At 45.3% G+C, this 19,471-nt stretch carries 21 protein-coding genes and 2 tRNA genes; 3 read left to right on the top strand and 20 right to left on the bottom strand.

Annotation, left to right across the window (positions count from 1 at the left end):
* The 9 genes from EJ063_RS19445 to fkpA all read right to left on the bottom strand — a co-directional run.
* Positions 1-149 (bottom strand): GTP-binding protein (locus EJ063_RS19445; protein WP_238382785.1); only part of this gene is annotated, 149 nt, incomplete at its 3' end.
* 152 nt (positions 150-301) lie between these two features.
* Positions 302-2,404: an elongation factor G gene (fusA, locus tag EJ063_RS19440; protein WP_126575944.1), complete on the bottom strand. Its 2,103-nt coding sequence runs from the start codon at positions 2,402-2,404 to the stop codon at positions 302-304.
* A 156-nt stretch (positions 2,405-2,560) separates the two neighbouring features.
* Positions 2,561-3,031, bottom strand: a complete 471-nt coding sequence (gene rpsG / locus EJ063_RS19435) for a 30S ribosomal protein S7 (protein ID WP_004415829.1) — start codon at positions 3,029-3,031, stop codon at positions 2,561-2,563.
* Between the two features lie 118 nt (positions 3,032-3,149).
* Positions 3,150-3,524, bottom strand: coding sequence for a 30S ribosomal protein S12 (gene rpsL / locus EJ063_RS19430; RefSeq protein ID WP_004399892.1), 375 nt, complete (start codon positions 3,522-3,524; stop codon positions 3,150-3,152).
* Between the two features lie 190 nt (positions 3,525-3,714).
* Positions 3,715-3,990, bottom strand: coding sequence for a sulfurtransferase complex subunit TusB (gene tusB / locus EJ063_RS19425; protein WP_126575943.1), 276 nt, complete (start codon positions 3,988-3,990; stop codon positions 3,715-3,717).
* A 7-nt stretch (positions 3,991-3,997) separates the two neighbouring features.
* Entirely contained in the window at positions 3,998-4,354 is a 357-nt protein-coding gene (gene tusC, locus EJ063_RS19420) for a sulfurtransferase complex subunit TusC (RefSeq protein ID WP_126575942.1), read from the bottom strand.
* Positions 4,351-4,746, bottom strand: a complete 396-nt coding sequence (tusD, locus tag EJ063_RS19415) for a sulfurtransferase complex subunit TusD (protein WP_126575941.1) — start codon at positions 4,744-4,746, stop codon at positions 4,351-4,353. Before tusD ends, tusC begins: the two co-directional genes overlap by 4 nt.
* Positions 4,743-5,465: a helix-turn-helix transcriptional regulator gene (locus EJ063_RS19410; protein WP_126575940.1), complete on the bottom strand. Its 723-nt coding sequence runs from the start codon at positions 5,463-5,465 to the stop codon at positions 4,743-4,745. The genes tusD and EJ063_RS19410 overlap by 4 nt, the downstream gene beginning before the upstream one ends.
* 175 nt (positions 5,466-5,640) lie before the next feature.
* Positions 5,641-6,426, bottom strand: a complete 786-nt coding sequence (gene fkpA / locus EJ063_RS19405) for an FKBP-type peptidyl-prolyl cis-trans isomerase (RefSeq protein ID WP_126575939.1) — start codon at positions 6,424-6,426, stop codon at positions 5,641-5,643.
* Positions 6,427-6,557: 131 nt separating this feature from the next.
* Here fkpA and EJ063_RS19400 point away from each other — a divergent pair, with 131 nt between their 5' ends.
* Both EJ063_RS19400 and EJ063_RS19395 read left to right on the top strand, forming a co-directional pair.
* Positions 6,558-7,538, top strand: a complete 981-nt coding sequence (locus EJ063_RS19400) for a WD40 repeat domain-containing protein (protein ID WP_126575938.1) — start codon at positions 6,558-6,560, stop codon at positions 7,536-7,538.
* A 19-nt stretch (positions 7,539-7,557) separates the two neighbouring features.
* Positions 7,558-7,785, top strand: a complete 228-nt coding sequence (locus EJ063_RS19395) for a SlyX family protein (RefSeq protein ID WP_126575945.1) — start codon at positions 7,558-7,560, stop codon at positions 7,783-7,785.
* A 28-nt stretch (positions 7,786-7,813) separates the two neighbouring features.
* Here EJ063_RS19395 and EJ063_RS19390 read toward each other — a convergent pair whose 3' ends face one another.
* From EJ063_RS19390 to tsaE, 9 genes are all read right to left on the bottom strand, one after another.
* Positions 7,814-7,999 (bottom strand): DUF2065 domain-containing protein, encoded by a 186-nt coding sequence (locus EJ063_RS19390; RefSeq protein ID WP_126575937.1) that lies wholly within the window; start codon positions 7,997-7,999, stop codon positions 7,814-7,816.
* Between the two features lie 76 nt (positions 8,000-8,075).
* Entirely contained in the window at positions 8,076-9,053 is a 978-nt protein-coding gene (hflC, locus tag EJ063_RS19385) for a protease modulator HflC (RefSeq protein ID WP_126575936.1), read from the bottom strand.
* A 2-nt stretch (positions 9,054-9,055) separates the two neighbouring features.
* The gene (gene hflK, locus EJ063_RS19380) at positions 9,056-10,246 is read right to left on the bottom strand and encodes an FtsH protease activity modulator HflK (RefSeq protein ID WP_126575935.1); all 1,191 of its coding nucleotides are present in this window, start codon (positions 10,244-10,246) and stop codon (positions 9,056-9,058) included.
* Positions 10,247-10,291: 45 nt separating this feature from the next.
* Positions 10,292-11,581, bottom strand: a complete 1,290-nt coding sequence (gene hflX / locus EJ063_RS19375; protein ID WP_126575934.1) for a ribosome rescue GTPase HflX — start codon at positions 11,579-11,581, stop codon at positions 10,292-10,294.
* Positions 11,582-11,622: 41 nt separating this feature from the next.
* Complete coding sequence (hfq, locus tag EJ063_RS19370) at positions 11,623-11,886, bottom strand: RNA chaperone Hfq (RefSeq protein WP_004743153.1); 264 nt, start codon at positions 11,884-11,886, stop codon at positions 11,623-11,625.
* A gap of 188 nt (positions 11,887-12,074) precedes the next feature.
* Positions 12,075-13,025 carry a tRNA (adenosine(37)-N6)-dimethylallyltransferase MiaA gene (gene miaA, locus EJ063_RS19365; RefSeq protein WP_126575933.1) on the bottom strand — a complete coding sequence of 317 codons (951 nt, stop codon included), beginning with the start codon at positions 13,023-13,025 and terminating at the stop codon, positions 12,075-12,077.
* Positions 13,022-14,971, bottom strand: coding sequence for a DNA mismatch repair endonuclease MutL (gene mutL / locus EJ063_RS19360; protein ID WP_126575932.1), 1,950 nt, complete (start codon positions 14,969-14,971; stop codon positions 13,022-13,024). The genes miaA and mutL overlap by 4 nt, the downstream gene beginning before the upstream one ends.
* A 15-nt stretch (positions 14,972-14,986) precedes the next feature.
* Positions 14,987-16,711, bottom strand: a complete 1,725-nt coding sequence (locus EJ063_RS19355) for a LysM peptidoglycan-binding domain-containing protein (RefSeq protein ID WP_126575931.1) — start codon at positions 16,709-16,711, stop codon at positions 14,987-14,989.
* Positions 16,705-17,169: a tRNA (adenosine(37)-N6)-threonylcarbamoyltransferase complex ATPase subunit type 1 TsaE gene (tsaE, locus tag EJ063_RS19350; protein ID WP_126575930.1), complete on the bottom strand. Its 465-nt coding sequence runs from the start codon at positions 17,167-17,169 to the stop codon at positions 16,705-16,707. The genes EJ063_RS19355 and tsaE overlap by 7 nt, the downstream gene beginning before the upstream one ends.
* Positions 17,170-17,376: 207 nt before the next feature.
* Between tsaE and queG the strand changes: the two genes are divergently transcribed.
* On the top strand, positions 17,377-18,489 hold the full coding sequence (gene queG / locus EJ063_RS19345) for a tRNA epoxyqueuosine(34) reductase QueG (RefSeq protein WP_126575929.1): 1,113 nt from the start codon (positions 17,377-17,379) through the stop codon (positions 18,487-18,489).
* 740 nt (positions 18,490-19,229) lie between these two features.
* On the opposite strand, the gene EJ063_RS19340 is transcribed toward queG, so the two are convergent.
* Both EJ063_RS19340 and EJ063_RS19335 read right to left on the bottom strand, forming a co-directional pair.
* A tRNA-Gly gene (locus EJ063_RS19340) sits at positions 19,230-19,305 on the bottom strand.
* Between the two features lie 19 nt (positions 19,306-19,324).
* A tRNA-Met gene (locus EJ063_RS19335) sits at positions 19,325-19,401 on the bottom strand.
* Positions 19,402-19,471 lie beyond the last annotated feature (70 nt).

Here is a 19,471-nt window from a genome sequence, read left to right as displayed (position 1 = left end):
ATAGATGCGAAGTCTTTCGCAACACCGCCGTACACTTTTGCAAGTGTAGTACAGATAGCAGCAGTTAGAGTTGTTTTACCGTGGTCAACGTGGCCGATAGTACCAACGTTAACGTGCGGTTTAGTACGTTCAAATTTTTCTTTAGACACGATCGTGTTCCTTCCTAGTTATGATTCGCCACGATCCGAATTGATCGAGACGCGCCAGAAATTGCTATTTTATGCGCCAACGTCAGTCAGCGCAATATTTGGACGCATTGATCTTCAAAAAAAACCAGACTTTTTTTTCAGATCAAGTCGTTTTATAAGTAACCACGCGCTGCAATGATTTTCTCTGCAAAGTTTTTCGGTACTTCAGCGTACTCGTTAAACTCCATAGAGTAAGACGCACGGCCTTGAGTTGCAGAACGCAGGTCAGTTGCGTAACCAAACATCTCAGATAGAGGTACTTGAGCGCGGACGATCTTAATACCCGCCACACCGTCATCCATACCTTCGATCATGCCGCGACGACGGTTAAGGTCACCAACAACATCACCCATCCAATCTTCAGGAGTGGTTACTTCAACATTCATCATTGGCTCAAGAAGAACCGGTTGCGCTTCAAGCGAACCTTTCTTGAATGCCATCGAGCCGGCGATCTTAAACGCCATCTCGTTAGAGTCAACATCGTGGTAAGAACCATCGAACAGTGTTGCTTTAATATCTAGTACCGGGTAACCCGCTACCACACCACTGTTCATTTGCTCTTCGATACCTTTCGATACCGAGCTGATGTATTCCTTAGGAACCACACCACCCACAATTTCGTCAACAAAGACAAAACCTTCGCCAGGTTCAGATGGCTCCAGTTTGATCCATACGTGACCGTACTGACCACGACCACCAGATTGACGAACAAATTTACCTTCAACTTCCGCACTTCCACGGATTGTCTCACGGTAAGCAACCTGAGGTTTACCAACGTTACAGTCGACGCTGAATTCACGTTTCATACGGTCAACGATGATATCTAGGTGAAGCTCACCCATACCAGAGATCAGTGTCTGACCTGTTTCGTCATCCGTTTCTACGCGGAAAGATGGATCTTCTGCTGCTAGCTTACCTAGAGCAATACCCATTTTTTCTTGATCGGCAACAGAGCGTGGCTCTACTGCGATTTGAATAACTGGATCAGGGAATTCCATGCGCTCCAGAATCACTTTGTGGTTCTGATCACATAGGGTGTCACCTGTCGTCACGTCTTTTAGACCGATTGCAGCAGCAATGTCACCCGCGCGAACTTCTTTAATTTCGTCACGCTTGTTTGAGTGCATTTGTACAATACGACCGAAACGTTCTTTCTTCTGCTTAACAGAGTTGTAAACCGCATCACCAGAGTTTACGACACCAGAGTAAACACGCATGAATGTCAGCGTACCTACAAACGGGTCAGTTGCGATCTTAAATGCTAATGCTGCGAATGGTTCATTGTCGTCTGCATGACGCTCAACTTCATTCTCATTATCATCAATACCTTTGATCGCAGGAACATCTACAGGTGAAGGCAAATATTCAACCACTGCATCTAGTACCGCTTGAACACCTTTGTTTTTGAACGCACTACCACATGTAGCCAGTACGATTTCGTTATTTAGTGTGCGTATACGTAGAGCTTGCTTGATCTCTGCTTCTGTCAGTTCACCTTCTTCAAGATACTTGTCCATCAGCTCTTCAGTCGCTTCTGCCGCTGACTCAACTAGGTTGTTGTGCCACTCGTCAGCAAGCTCTTGCATGTCTGCTGGGATCTCTTCGTATGTGAAAGTTGTACCCTGGTCAGCTTCATTCCAGTTGATCATCTTCATCTTGATAAGATCAATAACGCCTTTGAAATCCTCTTCCGCACCAACGTTAAGTTGAATTGGAACAGGGTTCGCGCCAAGACGGTTTTTGATTTGATCAACAACACGTAGGAAGTCAGCACCTGCACGGTCCATCTTGTTCACAAACACCATACGTGGAACGTGGTATTTGTCAGCTTGACGCCATACAGTTTCAGATTGAGGCTCAACACCAGATGAACCACAGAACACAACTACGGCACCATCAAGTACACGCAATGAGCGCTCTACTTCGATAGTAAAATCTACGTGTCCAGGAGTATCGATGATGTTGATGCGATGGTCTTGGAATTGAGCATCCATACCACGCCAGAAAGTTGTAGTTGCAGCTGAGGTGATTGTGATACCACGCTCTTGCTCCTGCTCCATCCAGTCCATGGTAGCAGCGCCATCGTGAACTTCACCGATTTTATGAGAAAGACCAGTGTAGAACAGAATACGTTCACTTGTGGTTGTTTTACCTGCGTCTACGTGAGCGACGATACCGATATTACGGTAGCGCTCAATAGGTGTTTTACGAGCCACGATTGAATCCTCTTGAATTAGGGACTATTGCTATTTCTAGATCATTTTAGGAGTGCTTTGGGCAATTTTCCTTACCCCTAGATATAGCAATAGTTCCTAGGCTTGCGCATAGGAACTAGAGTAGCGCCGCGAGGAATCCCGCGGCACTGAAAGGTATTACCAACGGTAATGTGCGAACGCTTTGTTTGCGTCAGCCATGCGGTGAACGTCTTCACGTTTCTTAACCGCAGTACCTTTGTTCTCAGACGCGTCTAGCATTTCAGCAGCTAGGCGTTGAGCCATAGATTTTTCACCACGCTTACGCGCAGCTTCAACCAACCAACGCATAGCAAGTGCGTTACGGCGAACCGGACGTACTTCTACAGGCACTTGGTAAGTTGAACCACCTACACGGCGAGATTTAACTTCTACCGCTGGGCGAACATTTTCAAGAGCTTCTTCAAATACAGCTAAGTGATCTTTACCAGATTTCTCAGCCATTGCATCTAGTGCAGTGTAAACAATTTTCTCTGCAGTAGATTTTTTACCGTCAACCATAAGGATGTTAACGAATTTTGCCAGCAATTCAGATTTGAATTTAGGATCTGGAAGGATCTTACGCTGACCGATGACGCGACGACGTGGCATGGAATTTCTCCGTTGTCTTATTCTTCAGGTTATCCAAAACTTTACAGTTTCTTCAAAAATTAATATTTAATTTTAGTGTTTGGCCTTACTTAACGCTTTTCTTCAAAAGAAAAGTCGATTAAGACTTAGGACGCTTCACACCGTACTTAGAACGACCTTGTTTACGGTCATTTACGCCAGCACAGTCAAGTGCACCACGTACTGTGTGGTAACGTACACCCGGAAGGTCTTTAACACGACCGCCACGGATTAGAACAACTGAGTGCTCTTGAAGGTTGTGACCTTCACCACCGATGTACGAAGTTACTTCGAAACCGTTTGTTAGACGTACACGACATACTTTACGTAGTGCCGAGTTAGGTTTTTTAGGTGTAGTAGTGTAAACACGAGTACATACACCACGTTTTTGTGGACACGCTTCTAGTGCAGGCACGTTGCTTTTAACAACTTGCTTTGCACGAGGCTTACGTACCAACTGGTTAATAGTTGCCATTAACTAGCTCCTGAAATTTACTTGAAAGTAAGCTTTGTGAAAAATCTATCCCTAACGACCAATGGCAATTAGGGACGCAAAATTCTATTCAGCAGTGAGAGGTGTGTCAAGAAATATACGGATCTTTTTTGTTCAATTACGGAGAAAAGAGTGTAAACCTCTAGCGACACAAAGAGAGAAAGGGAATTGATTACTCCCAGGTCATCGAATTAGCGTGATTGGTGGTCAACTCGACAAAGCCGTTGTAGTCCACCAGCACAACATTAGAACTGATTCGATTCTCGATGCCACGCGCTTTGGCATCATTGGCTAATACCGCAATATTGAGGCCTTGAATCTGACGATAAACGTGATGTTGAGGGTTCGCCGCATAGACCGACTCTTCAATCAAGAGCAGCGCATCATCAGCTTGAAACAAGCTCACAACGTCTGGTAGGGCCTGAATGGTTTTGACTATATGAAGCATAAGATACCTAGAATGTCAGTATTTTGCCGCTGTTCTGCAGCACCTTTGCAACCTCTGCCCGTTCTAGCAGATCGGCTTCAATGACCAAATCGGCTTGCGCTAAGCCTCTTTCAGCTAATGATGCCTGACAAGCATAAACACGCTCAATATCGTAGAGATCAAACAGCTTCATCATTGGTGAATAATCTTTACTCAATATCTCTGCGGTCTGTTGACCTTGCAGCAATTGATAAACCCCATCCCCAATAAAGACAACCTGAATATCTTCACAATACGCAGACGCCGCGAGTAGAGCATCAATCCCTTCTCGGCCTGATGCACGGCTATGAGGCGCGCTGCGAAACACGTACGTTAGCTGACTCAAAATTGTACTACCCTATCTTGCACCAACATCGCTTCAGCGAGACTGCCTAACCCCGCTTGTGTAAAGCCTTCCGCCAGGTTGTTTTGACTCAAACCATGTTGATTGGCTTCGTCTTGACTCACAATTCCTCTGCGCAGTGCCGCTGCGACACACGTTTCTAAACGCACACCATGGTCACCTGCAAGGTCTTGCCATGCTTTAACTAGGTTAAACTCATCATTAGCAGGCACCGTTAAGGCACTGCCGTTAGTCACACCATCTTGATAAAAGAAGACGCTGACTAGAGTGTGTCCTTGGCCAATAAGCGCCTTGGCAAATTGGTAAGCGCTTCGTGCTGATTGACTGCCATAAACGGAGCCATTGACCACTAAGGTGTATGTCAACTGGCTCACCCCTCTTCATCCTCAGTTTTACGCTGACGAATGTAAAGATAGACAGTGTGTTTGGAAATGTTTAGGCGGTCAGCAACGCGGTTAATCGCATCTTTGATATCGAAAATACCTTTATCGTACAGCTCCATCACGATCTGACGATTTTTGGTGTTGTTCGAGACCGACTTATCCGCATTAATTTCTTCAATAGTACGCTCAACGGTCTGATCCACCAGCTCTTCCACATCACTGGCAAAGTTTACTGACGATGCCGCTTGTTTCGCCTCTTCGGTAGGCATGAACGACTGAAGTACTTGAGAGAACGGCGCATCTAGGTTGACGTTAATACAAAGCAAACCAATCACACGGTTTTCGCCATTGCGAATCGCGACCGTGATCGACTTCATCAAGACACCGCCTTTTGCGCGCGTGAAGTAAGAACGAGAGAAGTTACGTTCTGACCCTTCAATATCACGCAACATTTTTAGCGCTAAGTCCGTGATTGGAGAGCCTACTTGGCGGCCCGTATTCTCGCCATTGGCAATCTTAATCGCAGACGTATTTAGATCTTCTAATGAGTGCAAAACAATTTCACAAAACGGGCCAATCAGGCTCGCAATGCCATCCACAACCGCTTCATACGATCTCAGAATAATTTTGTCGTGCTCACTAAATGGCATCACATTAACAGATTCCATTTCGAGCAGCATATCCGTGTTTACTGTTTCTGTAGCTGTCACTTTTTTAAGCCTTAGAGCGAAAAATCAACAAATTGATGTAAGTTTATCAGAAATTTTGAATTGAACACCTAGCTAACCCGCTATCTAGTGATTTAGGACAAAAAAATTGATCATTTACCGCAAACTAAAAAGGGCTTGGATCACTCCAAGCCCTTTGTTTTTGATTCAATAAATCTTATTGAGTTGCTTCACCGTTATCGATGTTCAGAAGCTCTACTTCGAATACCAACGTTGAATTAGCAGGAATCGTTGGGGTGTCTTGCTCACCGTATGCTAGCTCAGGTGGGATAACAAACTTGAACTTCGAACCGACAGGCATTAACTGAACGCCTTCAGTCCAACCAGGGATAACACGGTTCAGTGGGAACGTTGCTGGTTCACCACGGTCGTAAGAGCTATCAAACTGAGTACCATCAATTAGTGTACCTTTGTAGTGTACTTGAACAGTGTCAGTATCTTTTGGTTGCTCACCTTCTGCTTTAGTCATCACTTGGTAAAGCAGACCAGATTCAGTCTTCACGACACCGTCTTGCTTTTCAAATTCAGTGCGGAAGTTGTCGCCTTCTGATTTTGCCGCTTCAGCTTTTTCTGCTGCTTGCTTCTGCATTGTTTCAGCTACACGCTTATCTAGTGCTTCTAGTGCTGCGCGAGTTTCTTCTTCGTTTAATTCTGGGTTGCCCGCAAATACGTGCTCGATACCTTTAAGAACAAGATCTTTGTTTAGCGTGATACCAATTTCATTGGGCTTATCTAAGCTGGTGTTTAAGTAGTTCGCAAAAGAAACACCAATTGCGTAAGCCGCTTTGTCATCTTCTGTTTTAAAGTGAACCGCTTTACCCGTTTCAGCTTGCACTTGTTCTACTGCAGGTGCCGCTTCTGTTTTTGGTTCTTCTTCTTTTTGACAGCCAGCAGCTAGAGCAACAGTTGCAGCAAGCAGTGACACTTTAAAAATCGATTTCATTTAACTCTCCAATTGAGACTTTTGTCTTTGTGCACAAATCTTTAATAAAGACTGGTACACCTTCGCATGTTGTACCAATATAACCAATATGCGTTTTAATTAAACGTAAACCAAGCGGATATTTGGACTGAATGCGTATAATTTTTAACTCACTCATCACAACCATTGTCATCTTTGCGTTAAATGGGTGTTTTTTCTCTACCCAAGACTCACAACGATGGACCATAGAACCTCATGGGACCACCAGCTTTGCGCTTAGCCGCGATGCACGATTTGCTTTGCTCTATTCAAAAGAGCATCAACTGGTCCTTTGGGATTTAATTGAGAACCAAGAACTTGCTTCGCTAGGTGAGCAGGATCCGCAAGCCAGTACGGTTTCATCAATTCGTATTTCCGACAATGGCCGCTTCGCTATTACCGCCACACAAATCAATTTTGCCGTTTGGGACTTAGCTTGGACACAAGCTCAAGGGCTGTGGTCAATATCCGATGGACTGATTCGTGATGTCGACATTGCAAGCAACGGAGACCAAATTCTTCTTGGTTTATCCAATGGCAAAGCAATTTACGTTAACTTAGTCACCGGACGTCGTTTAGAGTTCCTTGCTCACAATGAAAAAGTCAATTCCGTTGCCCTTTCTCCTAATGGCCGCTTTGCGCTGTCTGGGGGAAATGACTACAAAGCTTACCTTTGGAGCACGGACACTGGGCAAATCATTCACACATTCGAACATGAGCAACGAGTGAACCGTGTAGCGCTTCAGCGTGATGGAAAACTGGCCTTCACCTCTGATGGGGGGAATCAAGCCATTGTCTGGTCACTACCTTCAGGAGACAAGCAGTCTCAGTTAAGCAGTTTTTCTCGTCAATTGATTTTCTCAAGCGCTCGTTTTTCCGACGACGGCCAGCACCTTGTGACCGGAACCCCATCAAGTCGAATTATGGTTTGGAATACTGAGACAGGTAAAGCCGTGGACCGATTTGAGGCAGAACCGTTAAAAGATACTCGCCCTCCTCGCGCAGTGGTGTATGATGCAGCCTTTGATAGCCAGAATCGTGTCATATCGGGCACTTCGGCGGGTATTGCCCAAGCTTGGGATGTGGACTATTAACCATTTAGAAGCGTTAGCGATGACAGAACAGCGAATTGAACAATTAGAAAGCCGAGTGAATGACTTAGAGTGTCAAATGGCGTTCCAAGAACAGACGATTGAAGAACTTAATGAAGCGCTAAGTCAGCAGCAACTGTTGATCACAAAGATGCGCGATCAGATGAAATATGTCGTGGGCAAAGTAAAGAACATGGACTCATCTAACCTTGCTGATCAATCAGAAGAAACGCCTCCTCCGCACTACTAAATGACGATTGGCTAGCAGCCAGTTCACGCTAGCCAAATACATAAGCAATCACGGCTCCCGCCACCACTAAACAACCTCCGATTCTTCTCAGTTGATCATCTGGCTGTTGGCTCAATTGCGCCACCATATTTCTCCACCCATTAGGGGCAATCAGTGGCCCTAAGCCTTCAACAATTAACACAATTCCGAATGCGAGCCACAAGGAATTAGACATAACAGCACTTCCCTCAATTTAATTGCAGAAAAAAGAAAGGCTCCATGTAGGAGCCTTTCGGTGTCTATATCGCGAATTACTTCGCTGGTGCGCCTGCTGCGTTATTCATGTACTGGAAGAATTCACTCTTTGGATCCAATACTAAGATATCGCTCTTGTTGCTGAACGATTTCTCGTACGCTTTCAGAGAACGCATAAAGCTGTAGAACTCAGGATCTTTGTTGTAAGCATCCGAATAGATCTTCGCAGCTTCCGCATCTGCTTCACCACGTGTTACTCGAGCCGTTCTATCCGCCTCAGCAAGCACTGTTGCGACTTCTAGTTCAGCTTGTGCACGGATAACCTCTGCACGCTCACGACCTTGAGAGCGGTGCTTACGAGCTACCGATTCACGTTCAGCGCGCATACGCTTGTAGATTGAATCGCTGATGTTGTCAGGTAGGTTGATTTTCTTCATACGGAAATCAACGATTTCAACACCAAGGTCAGCCAGTGCACTATCACGGGTACCTTCCAGTACGTTTTCCATGATCTTGTCACGCTCACCATCAATCTCTAACGCTTCTTTCGCCGCTTCTGTGGTTACTTCTTCACTGTCTACACTATCAGGTAGAACATCGTTGTTACGTGGACCAGACACAATCTGTTTGATTTCACGCGCACCGATTTCAGAACGAAGTACGTCTGTCACTTTACGCTCTAATAGCGCTTCTGCGGTGAGTACGTTGCCACCACCTGTCGTTAAGTAGAAACGACCGAAGTCTTCAATACGCCACTTCACGTAAGTATCAATGATAACGTCTTTTTTCTCAGACGTTACAAAACGGTCAGAACGACCATCCATTGTTTGGATACGTGCATCGAGTGTTTTCACACGGTCAAAAAGAGGCATTTTAAAGTGAAGGCCAGGTTCGTAAATCTTAGAAATGCCGTTGTCATCTAGGACACGACCGAATCGGATTACGAGACCTCGTTCACCTTCTTGAATAACGAATACTGACATCAGCAGCAATGCAATCGTTACGACTAATACAGGGATCATTAACTTACGCATTCTTAATATCTCCCTTGACGTGAACCAGTTGTACGAGATTGCGAGTCTGAAGTAGTGTCATTTTTCTGAGTCTCAAGCTCAATTTGGTCATAAGTCGAAGATGACTTCGTCTTACGTTTTGTTTGAGTTTGACCTTCACCAGCCAGCTTATCGATTGGCAAGTAAAGTAGGTTGCCACTTGATTCTGAATCGATCAGAACCTTCGACGTGTTTGAGTACACTTCTTCCATCGTATCTAGGTACAGACGGTTACGAGTAACTTCTGGAGCCGCTTGGTACTCTGGGAGTAGCTTTTCAAACTGAGCCACTTGACCTTTCGCTTCGTTAGTCACACGTTCAGAGTAACCCAGTGCTTCTTTCTTCAGACGTTCAGCACGACCTGTCGCTTTAGGAAGAATGTCGTTACGGTAAGCTTCTGCTTCACGCTCAAAACGCTCTTCATCCTCTCGAGCAGCAATCGCGTCATCAAACGCATCTTTTACTTGCTCAGGTGGACGTGCAGACTGGAAGTTGACGTCAACAATGACAACACCCATGTCGTAGCTATCGATAATTTGATTCAGCGTTTCTTGCGTGCTTTGACGAATTTGCTGACGACCACTTGTTAGGATGCTATCCATCAGTGAGTCACCTACAACGGCACGTAGAGCAGAATCTGTCGCTTGGCGTAAGCTGTCATCTGCGTTCGTTACGCGGAATAGATATTTGTATGGGTCAGCAACACGGTACTGTACGTCCATCGCTACCGTTACAACGTTTTCATCTTTAGTCAGCATTAGACCCGATGAACGAAGAGAACGAATCGCCTGAACGTTAACTGCTTCATACTCGTCAATAAAGCGAGGACGCCAGTTAAGACCAGGATCGACCACGCGATCGTATTTACCTAGGCGTAGTACGACACCACGCTCTGCTTCACCGATAGTGTAAAAGCCAGCAAAGAACCAAATTGCTACTGCGATTGCTGCAATAACGCCTAAACCTAGTACGCTACCACCGCCGCCAATAGACGGTCCATTACCACCTTTGCCACCAAACTTTCCACCCAGTTTCTGACTCAGTTTATTAAATACTTCGTCCAAGTCTGGCGGTCCTTGATCACGGCCACCTTTGTTACCACGATTATTATTACCCCAAGGGTCATTATCGCGGCCATTGTTGCCGTTGTTATTACCAGGCTCATTCCACGCCATTAGAAAGCTCCATCATTTGATATGACGTTATACTTTAGCAGTCATTTAAGTAACTATAAAGTCACGTAAAACTGCCTCATCTCTTTTTTCAAGTCTAGACCAATCTGCCTGCTGCATTCGAACTTCAATCAACAGGTTACCTTCTTGGTCATATTCTTCTTGTTGAATACACTTCATTTGAAAGAATGTACTACGAAGTCTGCCTTGATGTTGTGGCGGAATTCGCATTTGGTACTGAACCATTTGGCTAGCCAAACGATCCGTCAGCGCGTCAAACAAGAGTTCAATACCCTTGCCTTCCATTGCTGAAACCCAAACCGTGCGAGGGACACCTTCGTCATCTCGATCAATTCTTGGGTTTTGACCATCGAGGTTGTCGATCTTATTCATCACAACCAATGCAGGAATTTCATCCGCATCGATTTCAGCTAAGACTTCATGAACAGCTTGAATATTCTCACGAAAACGCTCATCACTGGCATCAACAACATGTAACAAAATGTCAGCTTCTTGCGTTTCTTGAAGTGTTGCTTTAAACGCCGCTACCAAATCATGGGGTAGATGACGGATAAATCCAACTGTATCTGCCAAAATGGCAGGGCCAACATCTGATAACTCGATCTTACGCAAAGTTGGGTCTAACGTAGCAAACAATTGGTCTGCGGCGTATACCCCAGCTTCCGTAATGCGGTTAAACAGTGTCGACTTACCAGCATTGGTATAACCCACTAGGGAAACAGTTGGGATTTCAGCTCGATTTCTTGCTCGGCGACCTTGTTCACGCTGCTTAGCGACTTTCTCTAGGCGACGTAATATCGTTTTTATACGTACACGCAATAGACGTCGGTCAGTTTCTAACTGAGTTTCACCTGGGCCACGTAAACCGATACCACCTTTCTGTCTTTCAAGGTGAGTCCAACCACGAATTAATCGAGTAGAAATATGGCGAAGCTGAGCAAGTTCAACTTGAAGCTTACCTTCGTGGGTGCGGGCACGCTGGGCAAAAATATCGAGGATCAAACCAGTACGGTCGAGAACACGACACTTACACAACGCTTCGAGATTACGTTCTTGGGCAGGAGAGAGGGCGTGATTAAAGATCACAATATCAGCGCCAGCTAACTGCACGGCTTGCGCAATTTCCTGAGCCTTACCCTCTCCGACATAGTATTTAGGGTGTGGTGACTGGCGACTTCCGGTTACAACTTGTAACGCAGATACCCCAGCTGAAGAGACCAGCATCTCAAACTCGCTGAGATCTTCCCACTCCCCTTCTTGCGTGAAGTTGATATGAACAAGTACGGCTCGCTCACCGGCTTCATAACGGTCAAACAAGCAATCAACTCCTTAATTAGTAATTAGATAACTCAGAAAAATTAATCTTCTGATTTCTCTTGCTGACGATCACCTTGAGGACGATCACCACTGTGGTGGCTCACTGGGCGAGCAGGAACTACCGTTGAAATTGCGTGCTTGTATACCATTTGGTTTACAGTGTTTTTCAGCAAGATGACAAATTGGTCAAAAGATTCGATCTGACCTTGCAGTTTAATTCCGTTTACAAGGTAGATTGATACTGGAATACGCTCGCGACGTAATGCATTCAAGAATGGGTCTTGTAGAGATTGCCCCTTAGCCATTTTTATTTTCCTTATTTTGTAATTTTGTTTTAGTTATTTAGCTAGTGGTGCGCTGCACAAAGTATGCGGCCTTTGCTCTGAGCTAAACGAATAAAATAACACCCTGTCGCTACCTGTTATGACGGCTTTAAGCTGAAATTTCAAGTAACAGATCCTTTACAGGGTACATTCACGCAAAAGCGATCACATTATACACAGCTAAAACCGTCAGATGCTATGGCATTTGAAACAGTTTCTAACGCTTCGTCAATGTTCTCACTATCTAACCAAGTTAAGTCATCCCAGCTGCGTAACCAGGTGATTTGTCGCTTGGCCAATTGACGGGTTGCACATACCCCTTTGAAGATCGCTTCATCAAGCGTGCAGTTCCCATCCAAATAGTCCCACATCTGCCGATAACCTACACAACGAATCGATGGAAGATCAGGATGAAGATCATCACGTGAGTATAACTCGCGCATCTCTTGTTCAAACCCTGCTTCAATCATTTTTTCGTAACGTAGCTCAATTCGGCGATGGAGCTCAGCCCTTTCCTTGGGAGCTATTGCAAACTGTTTAACTCGATAAGGCAGACTTTCACCTTTAACTTGAGTTAACTCAGTAAGAGTTTTACCTGAAATTCGATAAACTTCCAATGCCCTAGATAATCTTTGTGGATCATTAGGATGGATTCGCTCTGCTGAAACGGGATCAATTTCTTTTAACTGATCGTGCAATTTTTCCCAGCCCAGCGTAGCAGCTTCGTTTTCAATTTGTTGGCGAATTTCAGGGTTAGCCGCTGGAAGTGGTGATAGCCCTTCAAGCAGCGCTTTGTAATAAAGCATGGTACCACCCACTAACAGTGGGATCTTGCCTTGCTCTACAATCTTATTCATTTCATTAAGCGCATCACGGCGAAAATCCGCCACCGAGTATGCTTCGCTTGGATCAAGGATATCAATCAAACGGTGTGGCGCTAATGCCTGCTCTTGAGCGTCCGGCTTTGCGGTACCAATGTCCATCCCTTTGTAGATCAAAGCAGAGTCGACAGAAATGATCTCTACCGGATACTTTTTTCTTAAACGTATCGCTAAGTCTGTTTTGCCTGATGCGGTCGGCCCCATTAAAAACAGAGCCAAAGGTAATTGTTTATTTTTCATAATTCAAAAGCTGCAATCGTTGCAGAAAAATCAACGGGCCTTACAAAGGTGAAGTCCCCTAGCGGAAGTTGTCCCTGCCAAAGCTGTTCAATATCAGCAATGATTTGAATCGCTTCCGACAAAGTGTAGTCGCTTTTGACTTGGGTAATCTGATCACTGAGCCAATTCGCTATCTGTGAATGAGACAATGGCTTAGCGGCCGCGACATAAGAAGCGGCGTAAGATAACAGATCTGGGATCAGTTGTTGTAAATTTTGTTGCCTCAACGGCTGCGGGACTCCCATCACCATCAACGCTTTATTGCTTCGGCTTTTTAGCTCAATCCCAAACTGCACTAATGTGGCTTGTAGCTGCTCTGCTGCCTGAAGCAGTTCATCATCCAGTTTCAAAGACAAGGGTACGAGTAACGGTTGGCTTTTCAGCGAACCATGTAACGTTGAAAGTTGCCCATTGACTCGCAACCACTCCGCCTTCGCCAAATTCACTAAGCATGTCCCAGACTTATCCGCCATCATCACATAGCGACCTTGAACAACATTCATCGCTTTACCCAAGCTTTCGACCACAGCCTGCGGGGCAGGTTCCCTGGGTGTCACCGACGGTGTGGGTTCCAAGTCTGGCGTTTTGAGTAACTCTTGATATGCCTTCACTTCTTGTTTGCTTGGTGCAGGCTCAGAGTAACGTTCTGTCGCTTTGGGTTTGCTTGCTGGCCGAGACTCATTCCACTCATGACGAGGGCGAGCTTCACGGAGGGCTTCTCGCTCCTCTTGATAACCCGCCTTGCCTGGGTAAGAGGGGGTAGACTCAATGGCTTGATACTCTTGCTCTGAGGTCGAACGCGCTACCTTATCTGCCGGTTGGCTATCAAAGGAGACCGTATTTTCTGGCTCTGACGTGTGTTCTTCGACATGAAACGCGGATTGCGTCTGCTGGGGCTGATCAATATGCTCACTTTGCGCCAAAGCATCGCTTAATGCTTGGTAGATAAAGTCATGCACTAACCTTGCTTGATGAAAGCGGACTTCATGCTTTGCAGGGTGAACATTTACGTCCACTTGATGTGGATCGAGTTCAATAAAGAGCACATACGTCGCAAACTGATCAGGACGTAGGCTGGTTTCATAGCTTTGACGAATCGCATGATTGATCAACTTATCACGCATCATACGGCCGTTTACGTAGCAGTATTGGAGGTCACTTTGCTGGCGAGCCCCATCAGGGGTAGTGATCCAACCATGCAGCTTTAAACCTTGATGCTCTAGCTCGATCTTCAGCATACTGCGAACAAATGCGTTGCCGCACACAGCTGCGATTCGCTTTTCAGCTTGTGCCTCAGTCTTCGCAGCTCGATATTGCTTGATGAGTTTGCCGTTGTGTCTGACGTTGATCGTGACATCAAAACGACTCAAAGCAATGCGCTTTAATAACTCATCAATATGGGCAAACTCTGTTTTTTCGGTGCGTAAGAATTTACGTCTCGCTGGCGTGTTGAAAAACAGGTCGAGCACTTCAACGGTCGTACCAATCGGGTGGGCGGCAGGTTGCAACTTCACCTGCATTTCCCGGCCTTCACTGTACGCTGACCAAGCTTGCTCTTGAGTAGCAGGGCGTGATGTCATCGTAAGACGCGACACAGAGCTAATACTGGCTAGCGCCTCTCCACGAAAGCCCAAACTAATAATGGCTTCGAGATCATCAAGAGTATGTATTTTGGAGGTCGCATGACGACTCAGCGCTAACCCCAATTCGTCTTTGACAATGCCTTTACCATTGTCTCGAACGCGGATTAACTTAGCACCACCTTTCTCAATGTCGATATCGATACGTGTTGCGCCCGAATCTAGACTATTTTCTACCAGCTCTTTTACGACAGAAGCAGGCCTTTCAACCACTTCCCCTGCCGCAATCTGGTTGGCTAAACGAGCAGGTAGAATCTTAATCGTCATGGATAACCACCACTGTTAGTTTCGTGGAATAATCAGTACCTGACCAACAGCCAGTTGATCGGAGCGCAAGTTATTCGCTTTTCTAATCGCACTTACACTCACACCATACTTACTTGCAATCTTACCTAAGAACTCACCACGCTGAACTTTATGTTTCCTCAGTGGCTGGTCTTTCTTGCTCACGGTAATTTTCAGCTTTTTCCCTAGCTTCAACGTATCAGAGCGAAGGTTGTTCTCTCGCTTAATGGAAGTCACGGACACTTTGTACTTCGAAGCAATTTTACCTAAATACTCTCCACGCTGAACAACGTGGGTAATGGTTTCTGTCTCAACCGGATTTTTTATCGTCGGAATAGAAACTGAACCTGATGCCCCCGGAATAGTCAGCACCTGTCCTATCGCAAGGCTAGAGCTCTTTAATTTGTTCGCCTGCATAATAGATTTAGTCGAAGTACCGTATTTCTTTGCGATTACAGACAGTGACTCACCACGAGATACTTTGTGTTTGATCGATTTACCTCGATTGGCAAACAAAGTGCCTTCCGGTGGGTTCTCTTCAAAATATTGAACAATCGCCTTAGTGACAGAGCGAGCTAGCTTATCTTGGTGGCTACGTTGGAATAGCAAGCGCTCTTCAGTCGGGTTAGTAATAAAGCCTGTTTCAACTAATACCGAAGGAATATCAGGAGACTTCAACACAGCCAAACTCGCGTTCACCGGCTTTGTTTTGTGTAAGTGAATCCCTGCACGAGTCATCTCACTGAGAATTTTTGTCGCCGCTTTGTAACCCTCTTTTTGAGAATGACTGAATTGCAGATCAAGCAAGGTTTGGCTGACGTTTTTATCGTTGGTATTTTTCGCTAATACATCACCTGCCCCACCGAGTAGCTGTGATTGCTGTTCGTGGTTTTCAACCCAACGTGCGATCTCAGTATTCGCGCGGCGTGTATTCAGAACAAAGACAGAGCCACCTTTGGGTTGAGGGGTTCTAAAGCCATCCGCATGGATAGAGATGAGAAAATGCGCTTTGTTTTTACGAGCGATAGACGATCGTTTATTCAAGTTAACAAAGTAGTCGCCACTGCGTGTCAGAACCGCTTTCATACCAGGAGTTGCGTTGATTTGTGCAGCAATTTTTTTAGAAATGGCTAACGTTGCATGCTTTTCATAACGTTTACTAGGGCCAATAGACCCTGGGTCTTCACCACCGTGCCCCGCATCAATTGCGACAACAATATCAGCCGTCCCTAACAACTGAGAGGCATCTCGGCTTACCGTTGCTGGACTGGTCGACTTAGCAGGCTCAGACGCCGTTTCTTTTTGGCTGCCGTGAGGCAAGTCAATCACCAGGCGATGCCCATACTGCCCACCAGGGGTTGGAGCTAACTTAAATAGCTGTGGCGTTGATTTGCGTTTTAGCTCAAACACTAGCCGATAGGTGCCTTTATTCGGCGGTGAGCTTTTACGAATCTTTTTTAATACAGGGCTATCTGAAATGTTAATCGGCAGCTTAGTGCTAAGCGAAGTCTGCTTGAGATCCACCACTAATCGTGAAGGGCCAGACAAGGTGAAATAGCTGTATTCTGCTTCTGACTTCAAATCGATAACGATTCGGGTTTCATCAGGCGAGGGCCATACGCGAATCCCTTCTAAGGCGTTCGCGAAGGCAAAATTAGACAATACGCTAAGAGCAAAAAGAAAAGGGAGGAATACAGCTCTTAATAATCGACTCTTCAACATAACTCCAACTGTTCTAATAATTGACATCCGTATGGATTATTTGCCGTCAGTTCAACTACTCGAGCTTCGCCGTTGTATCGCATGTCGATATCAAGATCGGCCTCTGGCAACATTCCGTAACCTTTCTCTGGCCATTCCACAAGGCAAATAGCATCTGGAGTAAAGTAATCACGGATCCCCATAAACTCCAACTCTTCAGGGTCAGCTAAGCGATAAAGATCAAAATGATACACTTGCCACTGATCCAATTGATAAGGTTCAACCAAGGTGTAGGTTGGGCTTTTCACATTACCTTGATGACCAAGCGCTCGGACAAAACCTCGGCTAAACGTTGTTTTTCCTGCACCAAGATCGCCATGTAGATAAATGGTCGTTTGCTGAGAGCATAAATTTGCAAGTGCAGTCCCTAATTGAATCGTTGCGTTCTCATCTTTCAGGGCAAATTGTTTCGTGGTCATGTAGATCAATCTCTAAGGTCTAATGAAGTGACTATATAAAAATCAAAAGAACAGGAATAGTAAACTGGGTTGGATCTGAGAGACAAGAGCTCTTGTGTAAGTAAAACGAAAAATCAGCGTTTTCTTGGACTTTTTCGCTTTTCATTGGCTAGATCCTACCAATAAGATCCGTTAAGATCCTGCCCCCTTTATCAGAGGCGTACCTCCATGAACTATCCAGAGCTGGTTGAAAAGATCAAAATTTGGGGCCAAGAACTTGGCTTTCAAAAAATTGGGATCTGCGATATCGACCTTTCTGAACACGAAGATGCCCTGCAGCAATGGCTTGATGCAGGTTACCACGGTGAAATGGATTGGATGGCCCGCCATGGCATGATGAGAGCTCGTCCTGATGAGCTTCTCGCTGGTACGGTGCGAGTTATCTCTGCACGCATGGACTACCTGCCTCCAGAGGCTCAGTTTGCCTCAAACCTTGCAGACCCAACCCAAGCCTATATCAGCCGATATTCCCTTGGACGTGATTATCACAAGCTGATTCGAAATCAGCTTAAAAAGCTTGGGCAGAAGATTGAACAAGAAGTAGGACAGTTTGGCTACCGTCCCTTTGTCGACTCCGCTCCCATTTTAGAGCGACCTTTAGCTCAGAAAGCAGGTCTTGGATGGACAGGTAAGCACTCACTGATTCTTGATAAAGAGTGTGGTTCATGGTTTTTCCTAGGTGAGCTGCTGATCGACTTGCCACTGCCTATTGACGAACCGAGTGTCAATGAATGTGGTAAGTGCACTGCCTGTATAACCTCTTGTCCGACTCAAGCTATTGTTACTGATGGTGTAGTCGACGCTAGGCGTTGCATTTCTTATCTTACTATCGAGTTTGACGGCGTCATCCCAGTCGAATTCAGAAAAGCGATGGGCAACCGTATTTATGGTTGTGATGACTGTCAGCTTGTTTGTCCATGGAATCGCTTTTCTGAGCTTACTCAACAATCAGATTTTCATCGCCGAGAAGCTTTCGATAACTCAGACCTCATCAGGTTGTTCCTTTGGGACGAATCGACTTTTCTTAAAAATATGGAAGGGTCAGCTATTCGCCGTATAGGCCATACGCAGTGGTTAAGAAATTTGTCGATTGCTTTGGGTAATGCGCCCTATTCCCATGATGCAGTGAATGCGTTGCAAGCCAGAGAAGGCTTAAGTGATGTCTTAGATGAACACATCGCTTGGGCTCTAGAGCAACAACAGGCTCAGCTTCCATATACCTCGACTAAACTCGAGCGTCTGATACGTATCGTACAGAGAGGATTGCCTAGAGATGCATAATGTTTGCCGATTTGCATCAAAGAGAGTTTGATTTAGCTCCAAAAATGGAAATGTGGAAAAGAAAAAGGATGGGTGCTCGTTTTCTTACAAAAACAGAAGTTAATCACAATGCAGATAAATGACCAGGATCAAAAAACAGTGACTTAACGATCGAATACGCACTCTATTATGCCTGATCAAAAACAATAAAAATTAAACAAAAACAACAACTTAACTAAAACAAATCGCTAGGCAGTAAAGTTTCAGAAATAAAAAGATCTTTTTCGTCAAGTCTTATTTGTCGCCTAAATTCAATTTACCCACCAAGTTATCCACAATGCATTTTTTGTGGATAAGTCTGTTGACTGATGTGTAAATCCCTAGCTAACACTAGGTTCGCTATGGGTTTAGTCAGCACATCCCGTGCTTGAATAATAAATTTAGACATAAAAACGCCCACCTAATGACTAGGAGGACTTTTTACAATTTTGGGGTTTATGCTTCGCAGCATTAGCTAAAGAGCGGTGACCGTATTGGTCTATTCAAATGAATGTTTCATTTGAAGGAGATTTGGAGCGTCTCGGCTGGATTCAGTCACGAGGTTCCTCGTGTAAGCCAAGCTCTCTAAAATTTGGAGCGACACACGAGGTTCCCTAATCATAAACAGAAAGGCGTGACCTCAACCTTGGAAGGTTGCGCTCAAACTAACTGAGCGGGTGTTGCATCTTTATCATCGTTAAGCACGATGAGGGCTATAAAATTGGAGCGACACACGAGGTTCGAACTCGTGACCTCAACCTTGGCAAGGTTGCGCTCTACCAACTGAGCTAGTGTCGCATTTTCTCATAAGAGAAATTGGTTGCGGGGGCCGGATTTGAACCGACGACCTTCGGGTTATGAGCCCGACGAGCTACCAAGCTGCTCCACCCCGCGTCCGTATTCATCATTTGAGGCATGATGAAAGCCTTAAAATTTGGAGCGACACACGAGGTTCGAACTCGTG

The organism is Vibrio aquaticus (genome assembly GCF_003970385.1).
Classification (GTDB): domain Bacteria; phylum Pseudomonadota; class Gammaproteobacteria; order Enterobacterales; family Vibrionaceae; genus Vibrio; species Vibrio aquaticus.
Note: the sequence above shows the minus strand (reverse complement) of the source record. Positions and strands in the feature narration are given on the sequence as shown.